The organism is Silvimonas terrae (assembly GCF_014202765.1).
Taxonomy (GTDB): domain Bacteria; phylum Pseudomonadota; class Gammaproteobacteria; order Burkholderiales; family Chitinibacteraceae; genus Silvimonas; species Silvimonas terrae.
Map to the genome: position 1 here is coordinate 209,864 of NZ_JACHHN010000003.1, position 13,245 is coordinate 223,108.

The 13,245-nt window shown below is 61.4% G+C and carries 14 protein-coding genes; 10 read left to right on the forward strand and 4 right to left on the reverse strand.

What is annotated here, in order from left to right; genetic code table 11:
• Positions 1–5: 5 nt before the first annotated feature.
• The 7 genes from HNQ50_RS08145 to moeB are packed head-to-tail and all read left to right on the forward strand — an operon-like array spanning position 6 to position 6,187.
• The gene (locus tag HNQ50_RS08145) at positions 6–269 is read left to right on the forward strand and encodes a MoaD/ThiS family protein (protein WP_184099438.1); all 264 of its coding nucleotides are present in this window, start codon (positions 6–8) and stop codon (positions 267–269) included.
• Between the two features lie 32 nt (positions 270–301).
• Entirely contained in the window at positions 302–556 is a 255-nt protein-coding gene (locus HNQ50_RS08150; RefSeq protein WP_184099440.1) for an acyl carrier protein, read from the forward strand.
• Entirely contained in the window at positions 547–1,602 is a 1,056-nt protein-coding gene (locus tag HNQ50_RS08155) for a LuxE/PaaK family acyltransferase (protein WP_184099442.1), read from the forward strand. The genes HNQ50_RS08150 and HNQ50_RS08155 overlap by 10 nt, the downstream gene beginning before the upstream one ends.
• Positions 1,599–2,366 (forward strand): enoyl-ACP reductase FabI, encoded by a 768-nt coding sequence (gene fabI / locus HNQ50_RS08160; protein WP_184099444.1) that lies wholly within the window; start codon positions 1,599–1,601, stop codon positions 2,364–2,366. The genes HNQ50_RS08155 and fabI overlap by 4 nt, the downstream gene beginning before the upstream one ends.
• A gap of 29 nt (positions 2,367–2,395) precedes the next feature.
• Entirely contained in the window at positions 2,396–3,805 is a 1,410-nt protein-coding gene (locus HNQ50_RS08165) for an AMP-binding protein (RefSeq protein WP_184099446.1), read from the forward strand.
• The gene (locus HNQ50_RS08170) at positions 3,802–5,067 is read left to right on the forward strand and encodes an acyl-CoA reductase (RefSeq protein ID WP_184099448.1); all 1,266 of its coding nucleotides are present in this window, start codon (positions 3,802–3,804) and stop codon (positions 5,065–5,067) included. Before HNQ50_RS08165 ends, HNQ50_RS08170 begins: the two co-directional genes overlap by 4 nt.
• Entirely contained in the window at positions 5,048–6,187 is a 1,140-nt protein-coding gene (moeB, locus tag HNQ50_RS08175) for a molybdopterin-synthase adenylyltransferase MoeB (RefSeq protein ID WP_184099450.1), read from the forward strand. The genes HNQ50_RS08170 and moeB overlap by 20 nt, the downstream gene beginning before the upstream one ends.
• A gap of 29 nt (positions 6,188–6,216) precedes the next feature.
• Here the strand turns inward: moeB and eutC are convergent, their stop codons facing one another.
• From eutC to eat, 3 genes are read right to left on the reverse strand one after another with little or no spacing between them, the layout of a single operon-like run.
• Positions 6,217–7,065: an ethanolamine ammonia-lyase subunit EutC gene (eutC, locus tag HNQ50_RS08180; RefSeq protein WP_184099452.1), complete on the reverse strand. Its 849-nt coding sequence runs from the start codon at positions 7,063–7,065 to the stop codon at positions 6,217–6,219.
• 24 nt (positions 7,066–7,089) lie between these two features.
• Complete coding sequence (locus HNQ50_RS08185; RefSeq protein ID WP_184099454.1) at positions 7,090–8,481, reverse strand: ethanolamine ammonia-lyase subunit EutB; 1,392 nt, start codon at positions 8,479–8,481, stop codon at positions 7,090–7,092.
• A gap of 60 nt (positions 8,482–8,541) precedes the next feature.
• Positions 8,542–9,930, reverse strand: coding sequence for an ethanolamine permease (eat, locus tag HNQ50_RS08190; RefSeq protein WP_184099456.1), 1,389 nt, complete (start codon positions 9,928–9,930; stop codon positions 8,542–8,544).
• Between the two features lie 240 nt (positions 9,931–10,170).
• Between eat and HNQ50_RS08195 the strand changes: the two genes are divergently transcribed.
• Positions 10,171–11,124, forward strand: coding sequence for a helix-turn-helix domain-containing protein (locus HNQ50_RS08195; protein ID WP_184099458.1), 954 nt, complete (start codon positions 10,171–10,173; stop codon positions 11,122–11,124).
• Here the strand turns inward: HNQ50_RS08195 and HNQ50_RS08200 are convergent.
• Positions 11,121–11,690 (reverse strand): histidine phosphatase family protein, encoded by a 570-nt coding sequence (locus HNQ50_RS08200; RefSeq protein ID WP_184099460.1) that lies wholly within the window; start codon positions 11,688–11,690, stop codon positions 11,121–11,123. The genes HNQ50_RS08195 and HNQ50_RS08200 overlap by 4 nt on opposite strands.
• 160 nt (positions 11,691–11,850) lie before the next feature.
• Here HNQ50_RS08200 and HNQ50_RS08205 point away from each other — a divergent pair, with 160 nt between their 5' ends.
• Both HNQ50_RS08205 and HNQ50_RS08210 read left to right on the forward strand, forming a co-directional pair.
• Entirely contained in the window at positions 11,851–12,060 is a 210-nt protein-coding gene (locus HNQ50_RS08205; protein ID WP_184099462.1) for a CbtB domain-containing protein, read from the forward strand.
• Positions 12,061–12,073: 13 nt separating this feature from the next.
• Positions 12,074–12,823 (forward strand): CbtA family protein, encoded by a 750-nt coding sequence (locus HNQ50_RS08210; RefSeq protein WP_184099464.1) that lies wholly within the window; start codon positions 12,074–12,076, stop codon positions 12,821–12,823.
• The last annotated feature ends 422 nt before the right edge of the window (positions 12,824–13,245 follow it).

The following is a 13,245-nucleotide window of genomic DNA, read 5'->3' on the forward strand; positions in this document are numbered from 1 at the left end:
TGATCATGCATTTTCTTTTTTCCGGCTCATTGCTGCGTTACGTGGGTTATCAACGCCAGATTGCCTATGAAACCGGCAGCCTTGCCGCTGCGCTCAAAGCGCTGTTCAAGGACTATCCCGCGCTGGAGGGGTTGATGATGGAGACTGATCACAGCCTGCGCCGGACCATGCGTATGGCCATCAACAATGAAGTGGTACGCAGCGATCTTTCCCGCCCACTGGCAGCCAGTGACGCGGTTGAAGTCATGACCGCCATCTCGGGCGGTTGAACCTGGCCCATTACCCCTTGCCTGGAGGCCCCATGTCACTTGCAATCCGTTTGCGTAACGTCTTTAACACGGTCCTGGAACTGGATGGCAAAACCACGGATGCCGACCTGCGCTATCAGGAAACACCTGGTTGGGATTCTTTGGGTGCAGTGTTGTTGATCTCGGCGATGGAAGACGAATTTCACGTCCAGATCGGCACCAACCAGGCGCTGCAAATCGACACCTTTGACGCAGCGGTCAAACTGCTGCGCGGCTTGGGCGTACAAGACCAGACCCCATGTCCATGAATTTCGCGCGGCGCACCGCACAAGCCAGCAGCGACTTGCTATTGCCGCAACTGACCGCACTGATGGCGTACCACCGGCAGGCCTGCCCGGCCTATGCGCGGGTGCTGGAGGCAACCGGACACCCGCGCACGCGCCGCTATCAGCAACTGGCTGAACTACCCTGGCTGCCGGTGCGCCTGTTCAAGGAGCATGCGCTGGTCAGTACGGCGGCAGACCCGGTCACCACGCTCACCTCGTCAGGCACCACCGGGGCGGGGGCCAGCCGCATTGCGCTGGATCGGGAAGCCGCCGAGCGGCAGCGACATATGCTGATTGCCACGCTGGTCAATCTGGTTGGCCCGCAGCGCTTGCCGCTCCTCATCATTGATGCCCCTTCAGCGGTGCGGCAACAACGCGCCACCATTCGCGGCGCCACCGTGCTGGGGGTGATGAATATCGGGCGGGACCCCGTGTTTGCGCTGGATGAGGACCTGGAAGTCAACGCCGTAGCCATCGACCACTTTTTGCAGCGGCATGCCGGATCGGATTTCCTGATCTTCGGTTTTACCTTTCTGGTGTGGAGCCGTTTTTACAGCTATGTGCGCAGCCGGGCGGCCGATCTCTCACACGCTGTGTTATTGCACACTGGCGGCTGGAAAAAACTGGCCGATCAAGCGGTTACGGCCGAGGTGTTTCGTGGCGGATTTCGGGAACACACCGGGCTGACGCGCTGCCACAACTTTTACGGCATGGTCGAACAAGGCGGCACCATCCATGTGGAGTCGGCCTCGGGCGATGGTTTGTATTGCCCGGATCATGCGGATGTAATCATCCGCGACCCGCTCACCTGGCAAGAAGCAGCAATCGGCACGCTGGGGGTGATTGAAGTCCTGAGCACCACGCCGCGCGCGCATCCTGGGCATATTTTGCTCACCGAAGATCTCGGCATGCTACTGGGCGTGGATGATGGCGAATGGCCCGGCAAGCGCTTTGCGGTAGCCGGCCGGCTCCCTAAAGCCGAACCGCGTGGCTGCTCGGATACCCTGGCGCAGGGAGTCGTTTCATGAGCGGCTTGCTGGAAGGCAAATGTCTGCTGGTGACCGGCGTGATCAACCATGCCTCCATTGCGTTTGCCATTGCCCGGCAGGCACAGGAACAAGGCGCACAGATTGTGCTGACCGGCTTTGGCCGCCTGCATATGGTTGAACAAACGGCACTGCGCTTACCGCAACCGCCGCCGGTGATAGAACTGGATGTCACCAACGCAGAACATCTGGCGACGCTGGCCGAACGGGTACAAGCACACCTCCCCCGGCTGGATGGCGTTGTGCACGCTATTGCCTTTGCCCCACGCAGTGCATTGGGTGGCGGTTTTCTGACGACGCCCTGGCAGGACGTCGCCACCACCTTGCACGTCTCTACCTGGTCGTTACAGGCATTGATTGCAGCCGTACTGCCCCTGCTGCAACCTGGCGGGGCCATTGTCGGGCTGGACTTTGATGCAACCCGAACGTGGCCTGGCTATGACTGGATGGGTGTCGCCAAAGCCGGGCTGGAAGCCACGACCCGTTATCTGGCCCGCGAATTGGGCCCACGCCAGATCCGCATCAACCTGGTCGCTGCTGGTCCTTTACGTACTGCGGCGGCGCATGGCGAACCGAGTTTCCCGGAGATCGCCGCCGCCTGGTGTGGGCGTGCGCCGCTGGGTTGGCAGACAGAAGATGCCACCCCTGTCGCACGGACCTGTGTGGCCTTGTTATCTGACTGGTTTCCCGCCACCACAGGCGAGATCGTACACGCCGATGGCGGGTTTCATGTCGTAGGTGTCTGACTTGCGGCGAGATTGAAAAGGGGTGACCTGTGAGCCTGATTTCCAGCCAAGCCCGCTTTGTGGATGCAACGCAAGGCCAATCCTGGCAAGGTAGTGCACTGGCAGAACGCATCGCCACCGTAGCGCAAGAATTGCAAACCATGCCACCGGGCCTGATCTTGCTACCGGTGCCCTGGACCGTGGATACCGTGTGCCGCTACCTGGCCGGGCTCAGTCAGCGGCGGGCACTGGCACTGCTGGACCCCGATATCGACCCCGCAACAGTGGCAGAACTGGCCGCACGGTTTGCCCCGGCCGGGCTGTGGTTCCCGGACACCGCGCTGCCTGCGCCGCCCGGTTACCGCAACACCGCTTGCGGCTGGATCAGGCAAAGCCCCGCAGCTGCGGTCCACCCCGATCTGGCCCTGCTGTTGACCACGTCTGGTTCCACCGGCGCTGCGCGCATGGTCCGGCTGGGCTATCAAGGGGTTCTGGCCAATGCCGACGCCATCGTGCAGGCGCTGGAGATCACCGCGCAAGACATCGCACTGACCAGCCTGCCCTTTCACCTGGGCTATGGGCTGTCTGTCCTCAATAGCCACCTGCGGGCAGGTGCCACTGTCGTGATCAGTGCCGCGCCAGTGATCGGTGCGGAATTCTGGGCCGCGTTCGAGCGCTATGGCGCCACCTCCTTCGCAGCGGTATCGCATACCTATGACTTGCTCACCCGCCTGCACTGGACCCCGGCCAGCCATCCGACCCTGCACACACTCACCCAGTCTGGTAGCCGCATGCGGCCGGAGCTGGTCGCGCAGCTCGCCACTGCGCTACCCGTCGGCGGCCGTTTCCTGCAGATGTACGGGCAAACCGAAGCCACGGCGCGCATGGTGGTGCTGCCTGCCGCGCAGTGGTCCCGCAAGGCTGGCGCCGTGGGTCTGGCCATACCGGGCGGGCGCTTGTCCATCCGCACGGAGACCGGTGAAGAAACGACAGGCGCCCAGACCGTGGGCGAAGTCATTTTCCGGGGTCCTAGCGTCATGCTGGGTTATGCCGATCACGACACTGATCTGGCCCGTGGAGATGACTGCCACGGCGTATTGCACACCGGAGATGTCGGGCGGTTTGATGAAGAGGGCTATCTCTACCTGGAAGGCCGTCTCAAGCGCATGGCCAAACTGTTTGGCCTGCGCATCAACCTGGATGCCGTAGAGCGGCTGGCCTGCGATGCCGGCGCAGAAGGCGTGGCCGCTGTATCACGCAACGATGAAGCCATTGTGCTGTGGTGCGAAGGCGCGCACGCAGACCTGGAACACCTTTCACGCACCGTCGCAGAACGCTTGCGGGTGAACCACCGGGGCGTAGAGGCCCGCACCATTGAAAAACTGCCGCTGCTGCGCAACGGCAAGATCGATTACCGCACCTTGACCCGTAACGCAGACAACGGCGTGGCCAAGTCATGATTCGCACCCTTTTCCCTCTGGTGGGTAATGTTCCGGCCGAGGCCATCGTGGCCCGGCTGGCCGGCAGCAATGGCCACCCGTTGCAACTGGCCGACCCGCGCATGCTGGATTTTCTGGGCGACGTCGGGCAACGGCTGTGTCTTCCTGCCAGAGCGCGCCTTTATCCTGAACTGGGGGCGCTGGGAGTATGGCTACGCAAGCGCCATCTTGAGGCCACAATACAACGGCTGGAGGACATCACCGGCGTACTGCGCTTTGCGCGCGGGCTGGTTTTTCACGTGGCCCCCGGTAATGCCGACACCGTGTTTGTCTATTCCTGGGTATTGGCGGCCCTTGCCGGCAATCACAATATTGTCCGCATCTCGACGCGCGGCGGCGACACCCTGCAAGCGATTCTGGCCGTATTGCAAGAGGCGCTGGCCCAGGCAGACCCCATCGTGGCGGCGACCCAAAGCATCGTCAGTTACGATCACACAGACCTTGCCAGCACGGCGGTGTTCTCCCTCGCCTGTGATTTGCGCGTGCTGTGGGGCGGTGATGCCGCGATTAACGACATTCGCCAGGCCCCTTTGCAACCCGCTGCGCGGGATGTTGTTTTTCCCAACCGGTCATCGTTTGCAACGATCAACACCGCTGGCTGGCTCAGCGCGCCTCCCGCCCGGCAGAAACAGGCAGTCGAGGCCTTTCATACCGATGCCTATCTGTTCGGCCAGGCCGCCTGCGCCTCCCCCGGTACGCTGTTCTGGGTGGGTGATGTCGCGGCGACCCGGACGGCGCAGGCCCACTTTACCGATTTGCTTCGCCACACCGTGAGCGCACGCGGCCCCCAGGCCGATGCAGCCATGGTGATCCAGAAACAGGTGGCGACTTACGGCCTGGCGGTAGAAAACATCGCTCGTGAAATCACGGTCGTCTGCAATGAAATCACAACCGTGCAACTGGCCGCACCGCCACGCTTGCCCCGGCGCTGGCTGGGTACAGGGGTGTTTGTGCATTGGCGGCTGGATCGGCTGCAAGACCTGCTGCCCTTGCTGAAACGCCAGGACCAGACGCTGACCTGGTTCGGTTTTGAGTACGCCGAACTTGACGCCTTTGCCCGTCAACTGGCGGGGAAAGGGATAGATCGCATCGTCCCGCTTGGCCACGCGCTGGATTTTTCCCCCATCTGGGATGGCTACGATCTCCTGCGGGAATTCACACGGCTGGTCACGATCAACCCGCCACAAACTGCGGAGAACCAGCATGACTCACAGCGTCATTGAACTCACTCCGGAAGACGCCTGGCAGCGCCAGCAATCAGGTGCAATCTTGCTGGACGTGCGTGAAGAAGGCGAACGTGCCGCCGGGATGGCGGTGGGCGCGGTTGGGGTCAGCCAGCAAACACTGCAGCACACGCCGGCAAACTGGCTGGCCAATTGCAGCACGCCGGTCATGTTGATCTGCGCGGCGGGCAAACGATCGCACGCGTGTGGGGAGGCCCTCATCGCCCAGGGCTACACCCGGATTTTCTCGGTCAAGGGGGGCACCACGGCCTGGCAAGCGGCTGGCCTGCCCATGACAGCCCCTGCCGTGGATGAGGATTTTCTGTCGCGGTATTCCCGCCATTTGCGCCTGCCCGAGGTAGGTTTGGCGGGGCAGCGCAAACTGGCATCCGCCAAAGTGGCCCTGATTGGTGCTGGCGGCCTGGGCTCGCCTGCGGCCTTGTACCTGGCCGCTGCCGGGATCGGCACCATCACCCTGATTGATGATGACCTGGTAGATCGCAGTAATCTGCAGCGCCAGGTCTTGCACCGCAATGCGGATATCGGCACACCCAAGGTTGAGTCCGGGCGCCGGACACTCCACGCCCTGAACCCCTCTATCACCGTTGAACCTGTGCGCGCCCGTTTGCAGGCAGACAATGTAGAAACCTTGTTGGCCGGCCATGATGTGGTCATTGACGGTACAGACAACTTTGCCACGCGTTACCTGGTCAATGACGCCTGCGCGCACCTTGGCTTGCCCATGGTCTACGGTGCGGTACAAGGTTTTGAAGGCCAGGTCAGCGTGTTCTGGCCCGGACAGCCTGGTGGCAGTTGCTACCGCTGCCTGTTTCCCGACCCGCCGCCTCCCGAATTTGCCCCCAACTGCGCCGAGGCCGGCGTACTGGGTGTCCTCCTTGGCATTATCGGGCTGTTACAAACGGCCGAGGCCATCAAACTACTGCTAGGTCTGGGTGAGTCGCTCTCGGGCATCTTGTTGCAGTTTGATGCGCTGAGCATGCGCTTTAACCGGATCAAACTCTTGCGCGACCCGGATTGCCCCACCTGCGGGCAAGGCACGCAACACCACGCCTACCAGGATTTGCCGCAGGTCTGCGCAAGCGACCAGATGCCCCGCTAAACAACGCCCGCAGCGCCTTATAAGTACAGTCATGCCGGGTCTGTGGTCGGGGGAGTTAAAAACGACAACCCCGCTGGCTGGTGGATGACACCGGGCACGTTGTCTGCCCCGCTCTCGTCTTTGAGGGCGACACCCGTCAATTGCCGTTGCTGCGCCTGGGTCAGCAGATAATCCAGCCGCCACGCTGCTTCGGCGTAACTCATGCCGCCGTGGCGGATATTGGAAATACAATTGCGTTCGGCATCGCTCATGCCCACGCGCGGCATCCAGCTGATGTAGATTCCCATGCTGTCGGGCGAACTCAGGCCGGGGCGCTCGCCAATCAAGACCACCACCAGCCGCGTGCGCAGCAGGCTGCCCACTTCATCACCCACGGCGACACGGCCTTGCTGCACGATGGTCAGCGGGGCCTGATGCCAGCCGTGCGCGGCCAGCCGGGTTTGCAGGGCGGCCAGAAACGGCACGGCATTGGTGGCAATGGCCAGGGCAGACAAGCCGTCGGCAATCACAAAACCGATGTCATACAACGGCGCATTATGGGGAGTGTCTACCCCCGTCAGCGCTGCGCGTGAGTCCTCGCTCAGCCGCCGGCCCAGGTCGGGCCGTTGCAGATAGGTCAGTCTGTCCGGGGCGGCGCTGTGCAAAATGTGGCTCTCTGGCGCGCCGGGGATGTCTGTGGCGATCAATTGCTGCTGCAGTTGTGTGGCGTCCAGCGCCTGGTGGACGGCATCGCGCGCCTGGGCGTGCGCCAGTTGAAACGCCAGTTGGGCGTGGGTGGGCAAACTGACCCCGGCACGGCCCAGGGCAATGCGGGCGGAGGTAAACCGCCGCAGCGTCTGCCACGGGTTTTCAGTGACTGGAGAGGTCGCGCGGGCCATGGTTGTGCTCTGTTGGGTTCAAATTCAGTTCAGACGCCGCAGCGCCTCGCCAAACACGGGGGGCAAGCCTTCATGCAATCTGAACTGCGGATCGGCGCTGAAAATCTGTGTCTGCTGCAACCAGGCTTCAAATTCCGGTGCGGGGCGCAGGCCGAGTACCCGCCGCACATACAGGGCATCGTGGAACGAGGTGGTCTGGTAATTGAGCATGATGTCGTCCGAGCCTGGAATACCCATCACAAAATTGCAGCCGGCCGTGGCCAGCAAGGTCAGCAGGTTGTCCATATCGTTCTGGTCGGCTTCCGCGTGGTTGGTGTAGCACACGTCGCAGCCCATGGGCAGACCCAGCAATTTGGCGCAGAAATGGTCTTCCAGCCCGGCGCGGATAATCTGTTTGCCGTCGTACAGATATTCCGGGCCAATAAACCCGACCACGGTGTTGACCAGCAGCGGCTTGAATTTGCGCGCCACGGCATAAGCACGCGCCTCGCAGGTTTGCTGGTCGATGCCGTGGTGCCCGTTGGCCGATAACGCGCTGCCCTGCCCGGTCTCGAAATACATCACGTTGTCTCCCACCGTGCCGCGCTGGAGGGAGAGTGCCGCGCTGCGCGCCTCGGCCAGCAATGCCAGATCAATGCCGAAACTGTGGTTGGCGGCCTGGGTGCCGGCAATCGACTGGAACACCAGATCCACCGGTGCCCCCCGCTCAATGGCGGCAATCGTGTTGGTCACGTGCGTCAATACGCAAGACTGGGTGGGAATCTGATAACGGCTGATGATCTGATCCATCATGCTGACCAGGTTCATCACCTGCGGCACGTTGTCGGTAGCCGGGTTGATGCCGAATACGGCATCACCGCAGCCGTACAACAAACCATCCAGCAAACTGGCGGCAATGCCGGTGGCGTCGTCTGTGGGGTGATTGGGCTGTAGACGCGTGGACAAGCGCCCTTCCAGCCCAATGGTGCTTCTGAATGCGGTCACCACCCGGCATTTTCTGGCGACCAGAATCAGGTCCTGGTTGCGCATGATCTTGCTCACCGCTGCGGCCATTTCCGGCGTGATGCCGGCGGCTGTTGCGGCCAGCACCTCACTGGTCACCTCATCACTGAGTAACCAGTTACGAAAATCCCCCACGGTCAGATGGCTGATGGCGGCAAAGGCCGCTGCATCATGGTCGTCGATGATCAGCCGGGTGACTTCATCGCTTTCATAGGGCACCAGCGGCTGTTCCAGAAAAACGCGCAGCGGCAGTTCCGCCAGCGTCATCTGCGCGACCACGCGTTGCTCTGCGCTGGCCGCCGCCAACCCCGCCAGCATGTCGCCGGAACGCAGCGGGGTGGCTTTGCCCAGCAGGTCTTTCAAATCCGCAAACTGGTGGGTGATCGGCCCGACCGTATGACTGAACTGCGGCACAAACGGCTTCCTTGTCGCCCGCACCCTCTGGCGAGGGTGCGGATGGTGATAAACACGGCGTTACGAGGCGGCTTCCTGCGCGACTTCCGGTGCCACGTACATGGCATTGGCGCGGCGCTGGCCGGTGAGCAGAAAGTAAGCGTAGCCCAGTGCCAGGAACACGACAAAGATGCCAAAAATCAGCAAGTTGTAGTAGATCATGGTCGCCATGCAGATCATGGCACCAAACAAGGCAAACGCCGGAAAATACGGATACAGCGGGGCCCGGAATGGTCGGGCCAGCGCAGCTTCAGTCCGGCGCAGTTTAAACAGGCTCAGCATGCTCAGGATATACATCAAGATCGCCCCGAACACCGACATGGTGACGATATTGGCCGTCAGCGTTTGCCCGCCCAGCGTGAGTAACTGATCGCTGTAGATGGCCGCAATGCCGATCACACCACCCGCAATAATGGCCCGGTGCGGCGTCTTGAAGCGCGGATGCACTTTGGCAAAGTACGCGGGCAAATACGCCTCGCGGGATAGCGCAAAAATCTGGCGGGAATACCCCAGAATAATGCCGTGGAACGAGGCCACCAGCCCAAACAGACCCAACCACACCAGCATATGCAGCCAGTCGCTATGCGGGCCGACAATCAGTTTCATGGCCTGCGGTAACGGATCATTGATGTTGGATAGTTTGGTCCAGTCTCCCGCGCCACCGGCAAACAGCATCACGCCGATAGCCAGCACCACCAGCGTCAGAATACCGGCGATATAGGCAATAGGGATGGAGCGTTTGGGGTCTTTGGCTTCTTCCGCCGCCATGGCCACGCCTTCAATGGCCAGGAAAAACCAGATCGCAAACGGAATCGCCGCAAACATCCCCGGAATGGCCGCCAGCGAGAAATGATCGCTGCCCGCCCAGCCGCCTTTGACAAAATTGGCGGTAGAAAACCCCGGCGACACCACGCCCATAAACACCAGCAGTTCGAAGATGGCCAGCACGGTGACAAACAACTCAAAGGTCGCCGCAATCTGTACGCCCACAATGTTGAGCCCCATAAACAGCAGATACGCGCCCACCGCCGCGTGTTTGGGGTCGATATTGGGGAACTGCACGTTCAGATACGCGCCAATGGCCAGCGCAATGGCCGGCGGCGCAAACACAAACTCGATCAACGTCGCCACCCCGGCCAGATAGCCGCCAGTGGGGCCAAAGGCGCGTTTGCTATATGCAAACGGGCCGCCGGCGTGCGGGATAGAGGTGGTCAGTTCAGTAAAACTGAAAATAAACGTGGCATACATGGCCGCGATAAAGAGCGCGGTAATGGTAAAACCCAACGTGCCTGCCGATGCCCAGCCGTAGCTCCAGCCAAAATACTCGCCAGAGATAACCAGCCCAACGGCAATGCCCCACAACTGCCACGTGCTCAGAACGGGTCTGAGACCGGATGCTGATGCTTCCATTGCATGCTCCTGTGCGATACCCGATGACGATCTTGCCAGCGTAAGACCCACCGCCCGCCAGACCCCAGACAACCCACTACTGACTGCGGGCACAACGCTTGCTTGAAGAGGTTGTGATTGCCCTCGGCAACGAATATAGCAACGGGCAAAAAACGGCCGTTATCGAAAATCGGCAAAGATGACAAACACATGGCAATGCCCGTGTTTGCCGGATCGCCACGTGCAGGAGACACCTTGGTCATGAGCCATTTAGCGACAATACCGGGTGATCCGGCGCCGCCCGCCCGGCGCACCATCGTTGCGCACGATGTCGATGAACAGGCACAAAACCTGACCCATTGGGAGCAACGCTACGACCAGATCACCGCCGGGCGTTTTTGTGGCGTGCTGGACGAATGGTGCGCCAGCGATGTGCAGATCTTCCGCGAGCGCAATAGCTGCGCGCTGCATCAATCCTGCAATGTCCGGCCCGATGCGTTGTGGTTTGGCATTGAGGCGCACACGCGGGAGATGCGCATCAATGGCCGTCAGGTGGGGCCAGACCGCATCATGACCCGGCCCGGCCATCACCCGTTTGAACTGATGACGCCAGATGAGCATGAAATCCTGGGCATTGTGATCGGGCGCAGTACCTTGCTGGAAGCCGCCGAACAACAAGGTTGCCAGATCAATCTCTCTGGTCTGGCCGGGGCCGAACTCTTGCAAGTGGATCACCAGGCACTGGCGGCGTGCCGGCAACAGATCCAGCTCTTGCTCGCGGCAGAAGCGCCCGGCGCAGCGGCAACGCAGGCCGATCAGGTCATTGCTGCCCTGCTGGGCTTGCTCGACACCAGTTCCGCCGATACCCAAGCCTGCGCCAGCCTGGCGCGGCGGCGGCGCATTGTGCACGACGCCCATGAGTACGTGCTGCGTCACCAGGACGAACCCGTCACCGTACCCATGCTGTGCGAGCAACTGCATGTCAGCCGCCGCACCTTGCAATACTGTTTTGAGGATGTGCTGGGCATCAGCCCGATGGCCTGCCTGCGCTATTTGCGGCTCAATGGCGTGCGCCGGCAACTGCTAAGTGGTGCGGGCGGCGAGTTACGTGTCGGGGACGTCGCCGCCGCCTGGGGCTTTCGCAATTTCAGCCAGTTTTCCTGTGACTACAAAAAACTGTTTGGCGAATCCCCCTCCAGCGCCTTGAAACCTTAAACCGGGCGGCTGGATGGCCACCAGCACCAGCCGTGGGCGTTATGGCGCAGGGCCACCACCGTCAGCGGCGGAATGTCGATCCGGCCAAAGCTACTGGCCGGCGCTTGCAAGGCATGCAGGATGGCCGCACGGATCACCGGCGCATGCGTCAAAGCCACAACGTCACCCGCCTGCACCAGTTGTGCCAGCCAGGCCCCCACCCGCGCGTGAACATCGGTAAACGATTCGCCGCCGCCGGCCGACGCATCCGCCTGGGTGAGCCACGCCCCCAGCGCCGCCGGTTCTTGCTCGCCCACCTCCGCCAGCGCCCGGCCGCGCCAGGCGCCATAGTTCATGTCGGCTAACGCAGGCTCAATCTGCGCTGGCATTGGCCATAACAAAGCGGTGTCTTGCGCCAACCGGGCCGGGCTGATGATCAGGCGGGATTCTGCAGAAACCTGCTCGACCAGGCGGGCCGCCAGCGCCTCTTGTCGCCCGCGCTCATCCAGGCCTTCATCGGCGGGAAAATGGCCTTTGCGCAATGCGGGCGTGCTGGCAAGACTGATCAGAAACAGGCGGGTGGTCATAGGCAAACAGACAAAAATGAAGCGCGCTGTGGCGGGCGTGAAAAGATTTCAATATCCAGCATCGGGCTTGCTGATTAATATACGCGCAAATTCCAAATACATATTACGCCAAGCGTAATTACAATGAACTCACGACCATCGTGCCCACAGGAGCCATGTCATGACCGACGCCGTTCTCAGCCCCATTGCTGAGCCTACCCCGATTGCGCTGGGCGAGTGGTTGCCCTGGGCTGTTTTCGGTGGCCTGCTGGCCCTGCTGGCCCTCTACTTTGTGGGGAGCGAGCAAGGTGCTACCTCGCTGATCAAGGGCATGTACGTGCATGAATTCGTGCACGACGGTCGTCACCTGCTGGGTTTCCCCTGCCACTAAGCCCGGAGTTGTCATGGTCGGAAAATTACTGCTACGCGGCATGATCGCGGGCGTGGTTGCTGGCGTGCTGACCTTTGGCTTTGCCAAAGTGGCGGGCGAGCCGCAGGTGGATCAAGCCATTGCTTTTGAAGCGCAAATGGAACACGCCCACGCGCATGATCACGGCGATGCGGCAGCGGACGAGCCTGAACTGGTCAGCCGCGAAACCCAGGCCGGCGCCGGGCTGTTCACCGGGGTGGTGACTTACAGTGCCGCGTTTGGTGGCCTGTTTGCCCTGGTCTTTGCGTTTGTGTACGGCCGCAGCAGCAAACTGCAAGCGCGCCCGTTGGCCGCTTTGCTTGCGCTGGGTGCGTTTGTGGCCCTGGCCGTGGTGCCCAGCCTGAAATACCCGGCCAACCCGCCATCGGTGGGCAACCCGGATACCATTGGTTTTCGGACTGCCATGTTCTTCATCATGATTGCCATTTCTCTGGTGACCATGGTGTTGTCCCTGAAAGTACGCAAGGCGCTGGTCGCGCAATGGGGCCAGTGGAACGCATCCATTGCGGCCGGTTTGCTGTTTATGGTGATCATTGGTGTCGTCCAGGCGCTGCTGCCCACCATCAACGAAGTCCCGGCCGCCTTCCCCGCCGTACTGTTGTGGAAGTTCCGCGTAGCGGCGCTGGGCATGCAAGCCATTCTGTGGACCACGCTGGGGTTATTGTTTGGTTATCTGGCTGACCACAAACTGCGTGAGCAGCACTCGCTGGCCGTTGCGCATTAAGCGTGGTCAGGTAGAGGTTAAAAAAGCCCGCGATGCTGCGGGCTTTTTTTATGTTCTTTGGTTTATGTTCTTTGGCCGCGCTGCAAATGCTTGCCCGTTGTAGCTGGCGTTGCGGGCGAAGCGGTATGCCGGCGCAGGCAGCCCGTTGGGCTGCTGACTGGATTCCCGCCTTCGCGGGAATGACGAAGTGGTGGGCAAGGTGAACCGTTCTTGCAAACAGGCGGTTTGCGGGGTTGGGGTTGCTTTTGATGTTGCCGTTGCTTTTGATGTTGCCGTTGCTTCTGATGTTGCTTTTGACCTGCCCCCCCTCCGGCAGTGCCGAGCATCGCAGCAAGGCGCGGGGTTTCGGCGGAGGGGTGTTTGAGGCCGCAGGCCGAGTTCCCGCAGCCAGCCGCGACTTGCGAGAAGCGCAGGGAACCCAC